14 protein-coding genes and 1 pseudogene are annotated in these 14,441 nt (G+C 61.4%); 10 read left to right on the top strand and 5 right to left on the bottom strand.

All coding sequences use genetic code 11. The annotated features are described in order from the left end of the window. Window positions 1-46: 46 nt before the first annotated feature. The 3 genes from QZ648_RS19745 to QZ648_RS19735 are packed head-to-tail and all read right to left on the bottom strand — an operon-like array spanning window position 47 to window position 3,616. On the bottom strand, window positions 47-472 hold the full coding sequence (locus QZ648_RS19745) for a hypothetical protein (RefSeq protein ID WP_169065385.1): 426 nt from the start codon (window positions 470-472) through the stop codon (window positions 47-49). Window positions 473-497: 25 nt separating this feature from the next. Then, the gene (locus QZ648_RS19740; RefSeq protein ID WP_291998054.1) at window positions 498-1,931 is read right to left on the bottom strand and encodes a S41 family peptidase; all 1,434 of its coding nucleotides are present in this window, start codon (window positions 1,929-1,931) and stop codon (window positions 498-500) included. A 20-nt stretch (window positions 1,932-1,951) separates the two neighbouring features. After that, complete coding sequence (locus QZ648_RS19735) at window positions 1,952-3,616, bottom strand: peptidoglycan DD-metalloendopeptidase family protein (RefSeq protein ID WP_291998053.1); 1,665 nt, start codon at window positions 3,614-3,616, stop codon at window positions 1,952-1,954. Between the two features lie 201 nt (window positions 3,617-3,817). Here QZ648_RS19735 and QZ648_RS19730 point away from each other — a divergent pair, with 201 nt between their 5' ends. The 7 genes from QZ648_RS19730 to QZ648_RS19700 all read left to right on the top strand — a co-directional run bounded on the left by QZ648_RS19730 (window position 3,818) and on the right by QZ648_RS19700 (window position 8,465). Next, on the top strand, window positions 3,818-4,126 hold the full coding sequence (locus QZ648_RS19730) for a metalloregulator ArsR/SmtB family transcription factor (RefSeq protein WP_042335199.1): 309 nt from the start codon (window positions 3,818-3,820) through the stop codon (window positions 4,124-4,126). A 121-nt stretch (window positions 4,127-4,247) separates the two neighbouring features. Continuing rightward, window positions 4,248-4,667: a rhodanese-like domain-containing protein gene (locus tag QZ648_RS19725; protein WP_169065387.1), complete on the top strand. Its 420-nt coding sequence runs from the start codon at window positions 4,248-4,250 to the stop codon at window positions 4,665-4,667. A 20-nt stretch (window positions 4,668-4,687) separates the two neighbouring features. After that, window positions 4,688-4,939, top strand: coding sequence for a glutaredoxin 3 (gene grxC, locus QZ648_RS19720; RefSeq protein WP_169065416.1), 252 nt, complete (start codon window positions 4,688-4,690; stop codon window positions 4,937-4,939). A gap of 72 nt (window positions 4,940-5,011) precedes the next feature. Then, window positions 5,012-5,506: a protein-export chaperone SecB gene (gene secB, locus QZ648_RS19715; protein ID WP_169065388.1), complete on the top strand. Its 495-nt coding sequence runs from the start codon at window positions 5,012-5,014 to the stop codon at window positions 5,504-5,506. Next, the gene (locus tag QZ648_RS19710; protein ID WP_248595219.1) at window positions 5,463-5,978 is read left to right on the top strand and encodes an SH3 domain-containing protein; all 516 of its coding nucleotides are present in this window, start codon (window positions 5,463-5,465) and stop codon (window positions 5,976-5,978) included. Before secB ends, QZ648_RS19710 begins: the two co-directional genes overlap by 44 nt. A gap of 4 nt (window positions 5,979-5,982) precedes the next feature. Continuing rightward, entirely contained in the window at window positions 5,983-6,972 is a 990-nt protein-coding gene (locus tag QZ648_RS19705) for an NAD(P)H-dependent glycerol-3-phosphate dehydrogenase (protein WP_291998052.1), read from the top strand. 371 nt (window positions 6,973-7,343) lie between these two features. After that, window positions 7,344-8,465 (top strand): alkene reductase, encoded by a 1,122-nt coding sequence (locus QZ648_RS19700; protein ID WP_169065390.1) that lies wholly within the window; start codon window positions 7,344-7,346, stop codon window positions 8,463-8,465. A 120-nt stretch (window positions 8,466-8,585) separates the two neighbouring features. Here QZ648_RS19700 and QZ648_RS19695 read toward each other — a convergent pair whose 3' ends face one another. Further along, entirely contained in the window at window positions 8,586-9,773 is a 1,188-nt protein-coding gene (locus QZ648_RS19695) for an O-antigen ligase family protein (RefSeq protein WP_291998051.1), read from the bottom strand. Window positions 9,774-10,494: 721 nt separating this feature from the next. Between QZ648_RS19695 and QZ648_RS19690 the strand changes: the two genes are divergently transcribed. From QZ648_RS19690 to QZ648_RS19680, 3 genes and pseudogenes are all read left to right on the top strand, one after another. Then, window positions 10,495-11,646: a glycosyltransferase family 4 protein gene (locus QZ648_RS19690; RefSeq protein ID WP_169065418.1), complete on the top strand. Its 1,152-nt coding sequence runs from the start codon at window positions 10,495-10,497 to the stop codon at window positions 11,644-11,646. Then, window positions 11,643-12,527: a glycosyltransferase gene (locus QZ648_RS19685; protein ID WP_169065392.1), complete on the top strand. Its 885-nt coding sequence runs from the start codon at window positions 11,643-11,645 to the stop codon at window positions 12,525-12,527. The genes QZ648_RS19690 and QZ648_RS19685 overlap by 4 nt, the downstream gene beginning before the upstream one ends. A gap of 6 nt (window positions 12,528-12,533) precedes the next feature. Continuing rightward, a pseudogene (locus QZ648_RS19680) lies at window positions 12,534-13,170 on the top strand (CatB-related O-acetyltransferase). Window positions 13,171-13,227: 57 nt separating this feature from the next. Here QZ648_RS19680 and QZ648_RS19675 read toward each other — a convergent pair. Next, complete coding sequence (locus QZ648_RS19675; protein ID WP_291998050.1) at window positions 13,228-14,358, bottom strand: glycosyltransferase; 1,131 nt, start codon at window positions 14,356-14,358, stop codon at window positions 13,228-13,230. Window positions 14,359-14,441 lie beyond the last annotated feature (83 nt).

Below are 14,441 nucleotides of genomic sequence, written 5' to 3'. Positions count from 1 at the left end.
AGTGCGGCGCATGTTCTGACTGCTCTGAGCGTTCTGAATGCGGCGATTACTTGTACTCGCGCCACTCGGGCGGCGTATCGTCATGATCCCCGTGTGGGTGGCGTTCCCAGGCGTGCGTGTAGGCTTGCGACTGCGAGTGTTTCCGCGGTCGCTCAGGCGCTTCGAGGTTATGTAGCTGCGTTTCCTCGACGTAGTAGATCAGCGCCCGCATCATTTTGCTCATCAAGGTATTGTCGAGGTGGTAGCCCTTGTCCTCAAGGCTGGCTTCGAGCTCTTCCAGGGAGTGCTGGTGAAGATCGTAGGCGACGCCAACAGCGCGCTGCTGCTCACGTCGCTCGACCTCCAGCTGCTCGATCTGGGCGAGGAATTCGGAGGCCTCGGGCACCTGGTCCGGGGGGAACTTGGCAAACAGGATATTGCGTTCCTTGCGGATCGGTGCTGTCTTGTAGCTCGTCGCGGCCGGTCGTTTCACGTGCGCCTCCCCCCGAGAGAAAGGTTCAGGGTTTGCTGCGGATGATCTGCATACCCTTGAGCAAATTCAGCGCCTGGGTCAGCTGGTAGTCCTTTTTCGAAGCCAGTTCGCGGTTCGGCAGCTCGGCCGTCTCGTCGCCTTCGTCCTGGTCGCTGTCCTTCGCTTCGTCGGGCTTCGGCTGCGCGGGTAGCGGCGCCTTGCCTGACGGTTTGGCGGGCACTTCCGGCTTCGCGGCCTCGGTCCCCGGCTGGGTGTTGTTTTCGAGGTGGTGATCAAGGTTGGCTTCGCGCAAGCGCTGCCGCGAGCCGCCATTGGCCGTTTCCTCGACGACAATGTCGGGGCTGATGCCTTTGGCCTGGATCGAACGCCCCAAAGGCGTGAAGTAGCGTGCCGTCGTCAGCTTGATGGCGGTGTTTCCGGGCAGGGGCAGAACGGTCTGCACCGAGCCCTTGCCGAAGCTGGTCGTTCCCATGACGATCGCACGTTTGTAATCCTGCAGCGCGCCGGCGACGATTTCGGACGCCGAAGCCGAGCCACCATTGACCAGCACCACCATCGGTACTGTGCGCGCTTCGGCAGGCAGCCGCTTGATGTAATCGTTGCGGCTGCCGCGCAGATAGTCTGCCGGCGAGGCGTGGAACTCGTGCTTGGCGTCGGGGGCACGTCCATCGGTCGAGGTAATCAAGGAATCCGGCGGCAGGAAGGCCGCCGATACGCCTACGGCACTATTCAACAGGCCGCCCGGATCGTTGCGCAGGTCGAGAACCAGCCCCTTCATGGGTCCAGGTTTGGCCAGGTCCTGGAGGTGCTTGACCACCGCCGCACCGGTATTTTCCTGGAAAGAGGTGACGCGTAGATAGCCGTAGCCGTCGTCGAGCCGTTTCGACTTGACGCTCTGCACCTTGATTACTTCGCGGGTCAGCGCGACTTCTATCGGTTTGCTCTCGCCTTTGCGCAGGATCGACAGTCTGATCTGCGACTGCGGCTTGCCGCGCATGCGCTTGACCGCTTCGGTGAGGGTCAGCCCTTTGACCAGCGTATCGTCGATCTTGAAAATAAGGTCTCCCGGTTTCACGCCGGCGCGATCTGCGGGAGTGTCCTCGATCGGTGACACCACCTTGACCAGGCCGTCTTCCATGCCGACTTCGATACCGATACCGCCGAACTCGCCTTGCGTACCGACCTGCAAGTCCTTGAAGGCGTCGGCATCGAGGTAGGTCGAGTGCGGGTCCAGGTTGGAGAGCATGCCGCTGATCGCGTGCGTGATCAGCGCCTTGTCGCCGACCGGTTCGACATAGCCCTTCTTGATGGCATTGAAGACCTCCGCGAAGGTGCGCAACTCTTCCACAGGCAGACTCGTGCGAGTCTCCTTTTCGGCCAGCGCCGAAAACTGGAGAGTGATCAGAACGCCACCAAGAACTCCGGCGCAAAGCAGCCCGGCCTGTTTCCACATACTCATTCTTTCACTCCGTGCGTGCCTCATTTGCGCTTGACCCATGCCAGCGGGTCAAGCGGCTTCCCGTCATGGCGGATTTCAAAGTATAAACCGGATTCCGGGTTGCCACCGGTGTTGCCGACCGTGGCTATGCTCTCGCTGCCGCGGACATCGTCGCCGACCTGTTTCAGCAGGGAATCGTTATTGGCGTAGACCGACAGGTAATCGCGGCCGTGGTCGACGATCAGCAGATTGCCGAAACCGCGCATCCATTCGGCAAAGACGACGCGGCCAGCGGCGATACTGCGCACTTCGCTGCCTGTCGCCGCACGGATGAACAGTCCCTTCCAGGTACTGCCTTCCTGGCGTGCGCTACCAAAGCTATTGGTCACCGAGCCCCTGGTTGGCAGGGGCAGAGAGCCCTTCATTTGTGCCAGGTTGCCCACGAAAGCTTCGGTTGGCGAGGCTTCACGTGGCGCCTGCTGGCGCGCTGGCGGGGGAATTGCCCGGGCAGCCGCGGGAGGGGGGGGCGGAGGGGGCGTCGGCGCCAACTCTCGAGGTGTTTCGGGGCGCGGCGGTTTGCTCGCCAACGCTTGTTCCTTGCCCGTGCCAGCGTCCGGCTGGGCCGGCTGCTGTTGCCGGGCTGTGCGTTGCGCCTCCTGGCGCGCGAGTTCCTGTTGCGCCAGGGCTCGTGCGCGTCGTTCGGCTGCCTCGCGCTCGGCTTCTCGTCTTTCCGCGTCGCGGCGCTCTGCTTGCCGGCGTTGCTCTTCCTTGCGCTGCGCTTCCCGGCGTGCTTCGGCCGCTCTGGCCGCGATGATTTTCGACAAGCGATCGATGAGCTTTGTCAGGCCCTGCTCGTCACCTTGAAGCTTGCCAATTTCGTGCCGCTGCGTCGCAATCTGTGCCGACAGGGCGTCCAGTGTCGTCTTGCGTTGCGCCCGCTGCGCCAGCAGCTTGGTGTGTTCGTCGCCCTGTTTATCTTGCGCGGCAGCCAGTTGTGCCGCCTGTTCCCGGGTTTCGGTGGCGAGCGCTTTCTGACGCTGCAGGCCGGACTCGATCTCCAGCAGGAGTTGGCTGCGTGCTCGCCCAATCGCTTCCAGATAGTACAGATCGCGCGCCAGCTGATAGGGGTCGTCCCCATTGAGAAACAGTTGCAGCGCATCCGGGTTGCCACGCAGGTACTGCCGGTAGAGCAGCTTTTCGAGCTGTTGCTGCTGCAGGCTGAGCTCCTGTTCGAGCGCTTTCGACTGTCCGTCAAGGTCCTTGAGGGTACTCTGCCGCGTGCCGATCTGCTCCTTCAGCAGGTGCAGATCGCGCTGGGTCGATGAAATCGCTCGGTCGACGTCCTTGAGCTGATCCGCCGATTCCTTGCGTGAGCTTTCGGCCGCGACCATCTCCCGGCGCAGGGCTTCGATCTGGCTGCGCAAGGACTTCAGGTCACCCTGTTTTTCGGCGACGGCACTTGTTGAGGGCGCATCGGAATCCACCCCATCCTTGTCGCTGGCAGCGGCGGAAGTTGCTGCCAGCAGTGCGCTGGCGAGCAAGGCCAGGGCCAGCCGGCGCCCGTACTCGCCGCGGGCCGCTCGAGCTCCTGCTGCCGAAAGCGGTGTGTTGGCACGCACCCCAGGCCGCAGCACGGCAAGGCAGGCCTTGGCCGCAGTGTGGTCCGGCGTTGCGGCGTCGAAAGTAATGGCGGTGGTTTCGGTCAATGAACGGCGCACGCCTGGCAGAAACGTGGATTGGCTGGAGAGGGCTGGGAGGGTGGGGCCGCTAGACCGCTGGACCAGCACTTCGAGAGGCCGGCAAGCACGGTATTCTACGCTCACGTGCAAGGCGTGCGGAGCCCACCTTGGCGGGGGGTTTTGTTCTATAATCGGCGATTATATGATAAACGGCGACTCTGGCGTAACGTGCCTATCCGGACCAGCATCATCGACAAGCAGGAGCATATCGAACAGGCGGCACGTGCGCTCAAATCGATATCGCATCCCTTGCGCCTCAAGATCCTGTGTGTGATCGGCGATCAGGATGCCTGTGTACAAGAGATCGTCGACGCCGTAGGTACTTCGCAAAGCAACATTTCCCAGCATCTTGCCATTCTGCGCGAAAAGGGCGTTCTGCTGGCGCGCAAGGACGCCAACCGCGTTTACTATCGCGTTGGCGACGCGCGCACCCTGCAGTTGATTGGCATGATGCGCGAGGTGTTCTGCGGCGATTAGGCAAGCGCCGTAAGGGTGCGTGCGCGCTGCGCGTCGGTCCTGGGGCGTGGGTGGGCTAGGGCCTTGTTCCGGATGTGGTCTGGTTTTTCGCAATTTTTCGCGTCAATTTCTGGAGTTTCGATTGGAATTCATTCAGCAGAACCTTCTTCTGGTGGCTGTCGCTGTGGTCAGCGGCACGCTGCTACTCGTACTTACGGTGTATCGACCGGGCGGCTCGCGATCGGTGACCACAACCCAGGCAACGATGTTGATCAACCGCGAGAATGCGCAGTTGCTGGACATCCGTGAAGCGAATGAGTACGTTACCGGGCACCCGGTCGACGCGCGCAATATTCCTGTCGGATCGCTCGATGAACGTATCGAGGAACTGGCACAGTTCAAGGACACGCCGGTGATTCTGATCTGTCAATCTGGCGCCCGCTCATCTGCCGCCTGCGCCAAGCTGGCCAAGCTCGGTTTCTCCAGGCTGCATTCCCTGGAGGGGGGCGTTGCCGCGTGGGCCGAAGCCGGCCTGCCGCTGAAAAAGGGTTCGCGGAAGTGAGCGGCGCGCAGCGGGTGTTGATGTATTCCACCGGCGTTTGCCCCTTTTGCGTTCGTGCCGAGCAACTGCTGCTCGCCAGAGGCGTCGCCACGATCGACAAGATCCGCATCGATCTTGATCCCCAGCGCCGTAGCGAGATGCTCGAGCGGACCGCCAGGCGTACCGTTCCGCAGATCTACATCGGTGAGACGCACGTCGGCGGTTTCGACGATCTCCTTGCTTTCGATCGAGCGGGCAAGTTGTTACCCCTGCTGGCGGGTGACGCTGCCTGACAGCGGCTCACCGAGTGAGCGTGAACTTCCCCACAATTGTTTTCAATCCCCAACCATAGGCGCAAAAGAACCATGACCGAACAAGAAACCCCGAACCCCGTCTTTGCCATTGAGAAGATCTACGTCAAGGATCTCTCGGTCGAAGTGCCGAATGCGCCTCAGATCTATCTCGACCGCGAGACGCCGACGATCAACATCCAGTTGCAGACCAAGGCGCAGGGTATCGGCGAAGGGCTTTTTGAGGTCACTTTGACGGCCACAGTGACGTCCAAGATCGGCGAGAAGACTGTCTTTCTCGTCGAAGTCGGCCAGGCGGGAATCTTCCGTGTTCAGAACGTGCCGAGCGAAAATATGGAGCCCTTGCTGTCGATTGCCTGCCCCAATATTCTCTACCCCTATTCTCGCGAAGTCGTTTCCGACGCCGTGACCCGCGCCGGTTTTGCGCCAGTCATGCTGCAGCCGGTCAATTTCGAGGCGCTTTACATGTCTCGCCTCCAGAGCCAGCAGGAGGAGGCGGCGAAAAATGCGCCGCAGGCTACTGAGCCTGGCGACGCGACCATTCAGTAAGGAGCAAGCGGTCGCCAGAAGCGAGAAGGTCTCGGCGATGAAGCGATCGCTGACCGTGTTGCTCGCGGTAGGCCTTGCAGCGCCGGCCTTGGCGGTCGAGTTTCGCACCGTCGCCACGGCAGCGGTACTCTACGACGCTCCTTCGCCACGAGGCAAAAAGCTCTTCGTCATCCAGCGCGATACACCGGTCGAACTGGTCGTCCACCTCGAAGGCTGGGCGAAGGTACGCGATTCAGAGGGCAGCATGGCCTGGATCGAGAGCAAGCACCTCGCTATGCGACATTCGGTGGTTGTAACCGCGCCACGTGCGCAAATCCGGCAAAGCGCCGACGAAGCCGCGGCCATGGTCTTCGAAGCCGAGAAGAATGTCGCCCTCGATTACCTCGAAGGCGTAGCCGGCGGCTGGGTCAAGGTTCGCCATCGCGACGGAGCGTCAGGCTACGTCCGCGCCGATCAGATCTGGGGTCTGTGAACACATGAAGTTGACGGTACTGGGCGCTGGCGCCTGGGGTAGCGCGTTGGCTGCTGCTTTCAGTGATCAGCATGCTGTGACGCTGTGGGCGCGCGAGTTGGAAGTGCGGCGCAGCCTGCGCGACAAGCGCGAAAACACGCGCTATCTTCCAGGCCACCGCTTTCCCGAGGCCTTGGGTATTGGGGAGGATTTTGAGGCGGCCGTGGGCGATGCCGACCTATTGTTAATAGCGACGCCGATCGCTGGTCTACGAGCAACGCTTTGTTGCTTGCGTGATGCCGCTGTGGCCAGCCCGCTGATCTGGGCGTGCAAGGGCCTGGAAGCCGAAACGGCCTTGCTTCCGCACCAGATCGTCGCCGAAGTTCTCGGCCCGCAGCGCTTGTGCGGAGCCTTGTCGGGCCCGAGCTTTGCCGACGAGGTGGTGCGCGGCCTGCCGACGGCGGTGACCCTGGCGGCCAACGACATCGTTTTCGGCCAGCAGACGGCTTTGGCCTTGCATAGCTCCCGCTTTCGCATCTATGCCAACGACGATTTGCCCGGTGTTGAAATCGGCGGAGCGGTGAAAAACATCATGGCCATCGCCACCGGCGTCTGTGATGGTCTCGGCCTCGGTCTCAATGCTCGCGCCGCCCTGATTACGCGTGGACTCGCGGAAATAGCGCGCTTTGGCGTGGCTCTCGGCGGACAGGCGCAGACTTTCATGGGGCTGGCCGGGATGGGTGATCTGATCCTTACCTGTACCGGCGCTTTGTCGCGCAATCGGCGGGTGGGCCTCGAACTCGCCGCCGGCAAGACGCTGTCGCAGATACTCCACGACCTCGGTCACGTTGCCGAGGGCGTCAGCACGACGCGCGAAGTGGCTCGCCTGGCGAGCCAACTGGCGATAGAGATGCCGATCACGCAGGCGGTTTACGCCATCCTCTATCGCGATGAACCGGCCGCATCGGTGGTCGACAAACTGCTCAGCCGCGATCCGAAGTGCGAGGGGAGCTAGCCGGCTGCCTGCGTAGCCAGCGTCACGCGGCCGGAAGCGGCGCCAGAAGTTCTCGGAGTTGACGAAACTTTCTCCCTGGTCGCGTGCCACAGGGCGCTCTTGAGCGTGGGTCGCGCTCTCCCGGTGCCGGAGTCACAGCATTTTTCTGCGTGTCCAGCGTGTGTGGTGCGCCGGCTGCTGGCGCGTCTCCCGGGCAGCGCTTGCCGCTGCCACAAATTCGAAACCTGTAGCCCCCATGCTGCACTCGCCGCAGTGGCGAACCAGCACTGCTGACGTATCACCCTGAATAATTTGTAGTAGAAATGATGGTTGACGGCACGAGAATTGCTTTGTTGCCGATATGCCCAGCCATCAACGGAGGTAGGCAAACGATGTTTAGAAAACTGTTTTCTCGTCATTCGCTCGGCGGTCAGCTGTTGGCGAACCGCGTCGTCATGGCGCCAATGAACCGTAACCGTGCGACCGACTGGCAGCTCGCGCCGCCAGCGATGACCGCCAGATACTATTCCCAGCGCGCCTCCGCCGGCTTGATCATTGCCGAGGGGACGCCGGTTTCGCCGCAGGCTCGTGGTTGCGCCCGCACGCCTGGAATTTACAGCGGCGCGCAGGTCGCCGGTTGGCGCAAGGTGACCAAAGCGGTGCACCATGCCGGTGGCCGCATCTATCTGCAACTCTGGCACGTCGGGCGCGTCGGCCATAGCAGCTTGCGCGCGGACCGCTCCCCGCCGGTTGGGCCGACTGGAATCGGCCTGCACAGTGACCGGGTGCCGATCCTTAACGGCGGCGCCGAGCCGGTGATGGTGCCCTGCGAGGCGCCGCGCGGATTGGCGACCGAGGAGGTGCGGCTGATCATCGCCGACTTCGTTCGCGCTGCCCACAATGCCGTCGCCGCGGGCTTCGACGGCGTCGAGATTCACGCCGCGAACGGCTATTTGTTCGATCAGTTCCGCTGCCCCTACGTGAACGACCGTGCCGACGAGTACGGTGGCTCGCTGTCCAATCGCTGGCGCTTCCTGCTGGAGACGGTGCAAGCCGTCGCGGCGGCGATCGGCAGCGCACGCGTCGGTGTGCGTATCTCGCCACTGGGTACCGCGCACGAGATGCAGCCCGATCCGGATCCCCTGGTCAGCTATGGCTATCTCGCAACGCGGCTGAAGCTCTTGCGGGTCGGGCATCTGCACGTCTATGACCAGGAAGGAAGCTGGATCCACGATCGACAGGGCGATCTTCTGCCGCACCTTCGCGCCTGCTTTCCGGGCACGATGATTCTTTGCGGAGGCTTCGATCACGAACGCGCAGAAGCGGCGTTGCGTGCCGGGAGTGGCGATCTGATCGCCTTCGGCAGGCACTTCATCGCCAACCCGGATCTCGTCCAGCGTTTGCGCATCGGGGCGCCCCTGGCGCCCTGGAACTCGACGACGATCTACAAGGGAGGGGCGAAAGGCTACATCGACTACCCGTCACTCGATGCCGCCGCCGTTACTGCGGCGTGAGCGTCGACGGTGGGCGGGGCGTGCTCTCAAAGCGCAGAACTCTTGATTGCCGCTGATGGTTATTGAGGACTATTGCACCAGCCGACACGGCGCTGAGTTCGTTCTGCAACCACGCGTCAGTCACCTCCGCGTCTCTTCGGCTTGGCGAGCGGCGATGTTGAAGGCTGCGATCAGCGCTAGCGGGATCCACGTCAAAAACCAGTGCTCTTTTGGTCTGGACAGGATCCAGCCACCTTCCGCCAGTCCAGCGCCAGCACCATAGATCAGGAGCGCGCCGCCAACCAGGAAGCCCAGACGGTGTCTTTGGCGCCAGCAAAGACTGAGAGCCACCGCGTTGAGGGCCAGCCACAGAGACAAGCCGATGATGCCCGTGTAGTACAGAATGCCAAGAGCGAAACTATGTGGTTCACTGAACGGCACTGCGAAATCCTTGATGTCAATGGCCAGGGAGGCGCCGACCCCGAAGCCCAGCCAAGGGTGCTGGCTGATCTTTGCCAGGGCCTGCTGCCAGATTTCAAGGCGATAGGAAGTGCCGCGACTCAGGAGTGCATCGGGATGCAGCAGGAGCAAAGCCAGCAAGGCTGATAGGCCCGCCGCTACGAGTATGATCGAACGCTTGTTCCAGCAGGCGACGGCTAGCCAAGCGAAGACCAATGCCGTGGCGATGAGCGGAGAGCGCGAACCTGTTGCTAGCAGAGCGCCTCCGAAAATCATGGCCAGAGCGATCGCCAGGCAGGCCTGGCGTCGCGGCAAGGTGATGCCCAAAGCGAGCCAAAGGGTGCAAAAGAAACCGAAAATATGTGAGCTAAGCAGAGGGTTGTCCAATGCGCCTGGACCAACCAGTCTCTCGCCAGGGGTCCAAGCAATGGCGAATGTGCCCAGCGAGTACATCGTCAGCGGAATCATCAGCAAGGCGCTGACAAGTGTGCTCTGTTCTAGTCGCTTACTGGCTTGAAGGCTTAGCAAAGAGCAAGCGGCAAATAGCAGTAGAACGTACAGAGGCTTTTTCAGCATGCTGCCGATTGAGGTGTCGGCGCCTGACCAGGTGACGCTGAGCAGCGCCCAAGTAGCGAAGGCCAGGAAAAGAATGACGATGGGTTCGCGCAACAACACCCTTAGCGTTGCTGGTCGCAAGAGCAGCGCAATCGCGGCGGGAGCTACAATCAGTGCGTAGAAGAACTTGTGGTAGATGCTGCGATCAGGCAGCACGACCAAGCCTACCAGCAAGGTCACGTAACCTAAGGGGAGTAGCCAATTGCAGATGAAAGAAAAGGCTTGTTGTGAGCGTGTCAGCACCAAGGGTGGCATCTTTCTATATCCTTAAGAACGATTGCGTCGAATTTTTCAATGAGTCGGCTGCTGTCCTGTGGCAGGCCGCGTGGAAGCTGTGAATTCCAGGCACGGACAGGGTTTCGCGCTGCTTTCAACCCTGCTCGAAGGCTTTTCACGAATGCGGCTCTGCACCAGAGAAACGATGGCCCAGCCCGACATATACCTATGGTATAGTTGGGCTGTCATGCTCGCGCGAGCCCGCGGAAGTAGATCAGTTCTCTCAAACGTCAGTTTGAAGGCAGGCAGCGGTGCCCACGGGGAAGCGGTTTCTTGCCGAGAGTGACAGGATCATACGGTGGGCGGACCTGTTCGCGGTGATTGAATCGTACTATTCTTAGCGAATAGTAAAACGAGGCGCTGCCCGGCCACCGGGCATGGCAATGGTTCGGTAGTTCCTCCTCATCCTGGAGGAGCATGGGCCGACGAAACCAACGTATGGAACCGGCTTGATCCCGCGCCATGGCGCACGAGGCGATCATCGCCGCACCGAGGTCGTTCAAGAACGAGGTCATGGCACCATGGCACGCGAGTCCGAGAGGCCCCAAACTGCGGTTAGCGAGCTTCCGGATGGCCACTTTATGGTCTGAAAGAGATCCTAATCGGAAAAGCTTCCGGCCGATCGGCTGCAGGCAGCCACGAGGTTTTCTGGGATCTCCGCTTACTCAATCAGTGACCAAGGTTTCGAGCGTAAATAATGATAAGTAAGCGAATCAAGGTCTTGCAGCTGCAGCCCGACTACAACGTCAAGGCGCACGATTTCGCCGACCTCGCCGAACAGATTGTCAAGGCCTTGCCGGCTGAACGCTACGAGATTGTGGCCGCGTTCCTTCGCGGTAAGCCGCAGCAGGGCGAGCCAGTGAGTCGGGCAGATCGCTCGGTCTATTTCGAGTTTTCCGACCCGCAACTGAAGGGCTTGCGCTTGCAGGCCATGTGGCAGCTCTATCGTTTCTGCCGGGCAGAAAGCTTCGATGTGGTGATCTGCAACCGCTTCAAGCCGGTCAACATGCTCTTGCAGTTGAACCGCTGGCTGCGAGTGCCGTTGTGCATCGGTATTTCCCATGGCTTTGGCGAGTACGGGCGCTACTACCGGCGCCTGCAGGCCAGGTCTCTAATTGACCGCGCCTGGCGCTTCGTTGGCGTCTCGCCGGCAGTCAAGCAATACTTGCTCGACTGCAAATGCGGCTTTACCCAGCAGAATACTGTGGCCATAACCAATGCCATTGATATCGCGCAGGCAGAGGGTCTGCAGCTTCCTCGCGATGAGGCGCGCCGCTTGTTGGGGATCGACCAACAGGTGCGTCTGCTGGGTACCTGCGGCCGTCTGGTTCCCGTCAAGGGGCATGTTTACCTACTCCAGGCTTTCGCCCGGTTGAAGGATATCTATCCGCGAGCGACGCTCGCGATCATCGGAAGAGGGCGCGAAGAGCCGCGATTGCTGGCGGAGGTTGACAGGCTCGGCTTGCAGGGGCGAGTTCACCTGCTCGGCTTTCGCGCCGATGCCTTGCAATATATTCGTGCCTTCGATATCTGGACGATGCCTTCCCTCGCCGAAGGCCTGGGGCTGGCCTTGCTTGAAGGCATGAGCGGGCACTTGCCGGTGATTGCCTCCAGTGTGCCTGCCATGCTGCCGTTGATCCAGGGCGCAGGCGGTCTTGCCGTGCCGCCAGGAGACGTCAATGCGTTGACCAGTGCATTGGCTGATTATCTGCGGCTGAGTGATCAAGAGCTTCAGGAAAGGGGCGAGCGAGCCTACGCCTATTTATGCGCCAGCCACGATATCGAAAGCTTCCGTCAACAGTACTTGCGACTCGTCGATGAGTCGCTGGCCCAGCTTAACCGACCGTCATGAACAGAAATCACGAACTAGTCACCGTCATCATCGCCTCCTATAACCATGGTCCCTATATCGAGGCGAGCATCCGCAGCGTGCTGGAACAGACCTATCCCTATGTGGAGTTACTGGTTATCGATGATGGCTCCACTGATGATAGTGTCGAGCGCATCCGGCGTTTGCAGGCCGAGCATGGTTTTTTCTTTATGGAGCAAACGAACCAGGGTTTGACGCACACCCTCAATACGGCCATCAAGCAAGCCCAGGGCAGTCTGATCGTGTCCTTCGGTTCGGATGACATCATGCTTGCCGAGCGCTTGGCCAAGCAGGTCGCCTATCTGCGGGACAAGCCGGAAGTCGGGATCTGTGCGGGTAATATCGAACTGATCGATGCCGCTGGACGAGCGTATCCGGAAAAGCGGCAGCGTCGCAACGTGCCCTTTCGCCGGCTGGATTTCGAAGACGTGTTCATGGAGCGCAAACCCTACCCGCCAGCGCCTACTTTGATGTTCCGCAAGGAGGCCTTGCTGAAAGTCGGAGGTTTCGACCCTGAAATTCGGCTGGAAGATCTATTGATCGAGTTGAAGATCACCCATGCGGGCTACTACATCGATTGCCTTGGCGAAGTGCTTGCGCGTTATCGTAAACACGCCAGCAACTCGTACAAAAATCACCGCTTCATGGTCGATAGCATTCTCAAGACCTATGCCGTGTTTGGCGAGCATCCGCAATACGATTGGGTCCGCTACCGTTTTCTCAACTCGATGTTTCTCAAGTGCTCCAATCGTGATCGTGGCTTGGCCCGTGAACTGTTGGCGCAGATTCCCTTCAAGCGTTGGTCGAAGAAAACCTGGCGGGGCCTGGTGAGGCTTTACCTATTGCCATGGGCGAAGGGCTGAGTCGAAATGGGCTTTTGGGCAAGATTCCTGAAGCGGCGCGCCAACAAGTCGATACGCCGCTTAGCCAAGTTCTATCGTGGACCAGCGAAGTTCCGGGCGCTCTATCCGCAGTATCAAATTGGTCTGGGGACCCTACGGTATCCCCGTCGTCCATGACTGGCAAGAAGGCGCGACGCTCAAGCTGGGCAGCTACACGTCGATAGCCGAGAATGTGGAAATCTTCCTGGGCGGCCATCATCGTACGGATTGGGTCAGTCTCTACCCGTTTCCGGCGATGATCCCCGAGGCCGCCGGGATTCGCGGATATGCGATAACGCGTGGCGATGTGCTTATCGGCAGCGACGTTTGGTTGTGCAGCAACTCCATCATCCTGTCCGGCGTCACCATCGGGCATGGCGCGGTGGTCGCTGCTGGTGCGGTGGTTAGCCAAGACGTGGCGCCCTATTCCGTGGTGGCGGGAAACCCGGCGCGGCAGATTCGCTGGCGCTTTCCGGAGGCGACGCGGCAGGCGCTGCTGGCGGCCGCTTGGTGGGATTGGCCCGAGCAGGAAGTACGCAGCCTTAGCTGCTTGCTCTGTAGCGAGCAGATCGAGGCCTTTCTGGACTACGCACGGCAACGTGAGCTACGGCAGGCAGTTAACTGACTGCGGCGTTTGCGGTCCGCCGGAAAACCGGCTACCGAGCTGCTTTGTCGCCGGATTTCAGAGCTTGGCATCGTGTTCGCTCCAGGTCTGCATGCAGGCTTGCTCCCAGAACTGGCGCCGCGCTGCGGCCAGCGAGAAATGGGCTTCGAGGTGTGCCAGTTGTGCCATGACAAGGTCCGTCCGGGCGCCCTCTTGCAAGGCCCTGACGGCATGCATGCGGGTGCACAGAGTGTCGGTGTCGCCGAGCGGAAAACGCCACTCGGCGGCAGCGACTACTTCGCGGGCGCCGCCACAGTCGGTGGCGACGACCGGAATTTCGGCGGCCATGGCCTCCAGCAGCACCATCCCGAAGGGCTCGTGATCCGAGCTCAGGACAAAGCTGTCGAAGGCACGGAAGTAGCGGTCCATGCCCGGCACCTGGCCGAGAAAGCGCACGCGGTCGGCGACGCCCAGTTCGGCGGCCAGCGCCTTGAGCGAATCGTCCAGGCGCCCGTGTCCGGCGATGGCCAGCAGCGGCGCGTCGGCGGATTGCAGGCCGGCGAAGGCGCGGATCAGGGTTGCCTGGTCCTTGTCCGGGTGGAGGCGGCCGACATTGCCGAAGACGTAGGCGTGGTGTGGCAGGTCGAGCGCCCGCCGCGCCTCGTCCCGGGGCTGCTGCCGAGCCTGTAGTGCCGCCAGTTCGACGTGGTTGTACTGCGTCCCTATGCGCTCTGCCGGCCAGCGCGGCAGGCAGGAGCGAAGGTCGTCGCGCACCGCATCGGAGACTCCCAGCAAGGCCAGTCGGGTGGTGAAGGCACCGGCAAACAGGCGCCGTCCCAGGCGCCGGTAGTCGCCATAGGCGTGATGGACGCCGATGACCGGGATGTCCAGCGCCAGGCAGCAGGCGTAGATGGGCTTGAAGCGATGGGCGATGGCCAGCGAGAAACCCTGTGCGTGCTGCAACTGGCGCAGTTTCCAGAGGGCAGCCAGCTTGAGGCCGCGCACCTGCCGTGAGTCGAAGCCGAGAAAGAGGACCTCGTCGCCGCCTGATCTGCGCACCACCTCGGCGTCGGCTTCGCCGGTGAGGTAGACGGTCGTCATTCGCCAGCCCCGGTCCACGAACAGCCTGGCCCACTGGCAGGTGACATCCGTGAACGGCGCACCATAGCTGTGGCAAAGCTGCAGCACGCGGCGCGGTTCAGCCGACATCGTTGTAGTCCTCCATGTTGATCACGCGCCACTCCTTGCCGCCGAGCTGGGGTGCGCTCCAGGCCGACAAGTATATCGCGCCA

Origin of the sequence: Candidatus Accumulibacter sp. ACC012, from assembly GCF_907163155.1 — a bacterium.
In the GTDB taxonomy this organism is placed as follows: Bacteria; Pseudomonadota; Gammaproteobacteria; order Burkholderiales; family Rhodocyclaceae; genus Accumulibacter; species Accumulibacter delftensis.
This window is presented reverse-complemented; position numbering and strand designations above follow the sequence as displayed.

Bases quoted from the DNA above. Each gene is read 5' to 3' on its own strand.
- QZ648_RS19740 (WP_291998054.1), bottom strand. From the start codon at position 1,931: ATGAGTATGTGGAAACAGGCCGGGCTGCTTTGCGCCGGAGTTCTTGGT.
- grxC (WP_169065416.1), top strand. From the start codon at position 4,688: ATGTATTCCACCGGCGTTTGCCCCTTTTGCGTTCGTGCCGAGCAACTG.
- secB (WP_169065388.1), top strand. From the start codon at position 5,012: ATGACCGAACAAGAAACCCCGAACCCCGTCTTTGCCATTGAGAAGATC.
- QZ648_RS19710 (WP_248595219.1), top strand. From the start codon at position 5,463: ATGCGCCGCAGGCTACTGAGCCTGGCGACGCGACCATTCAGTAAGGAG.
- QZ648_RS19705 (WP_291998052.1), top strand. From the start codon at position 5,983: ATGAAGTTGACGGTACTGGGCGCTGGCGCCTGGGGTAGCGCGTTGGCT.
- QZ648_RS19700 (WP_169065390.1), top strand. From the start codon at position 7,344: ATGTTTAGAAAACTGTTTTCTCGTCATTCGCTCGGCGGTCAGCTGTTG.
- QZ648_RS19695 (WP_291998051.1), bottom strand. From the start codon at position 9,773: ATGCCACCCTTGGTGCTGACACGCTCACAACAAGCCTTTTCTTTCATC.
- QZ648_RS19685 (WP_169065392.1), top strand. From the start codon at position 11,643: ATGAACAGAAATCACGAACTAGTCACCGTCATCATCGCCTCCTATAAC.
- QZ648_RS19675 (WP_291998050.1), bottom strand. From the start codon at position 14,358: ATGTCGGCTGAACCGCGCCGCGTGCTGCAGCTTTGCCACAGCTATGGT.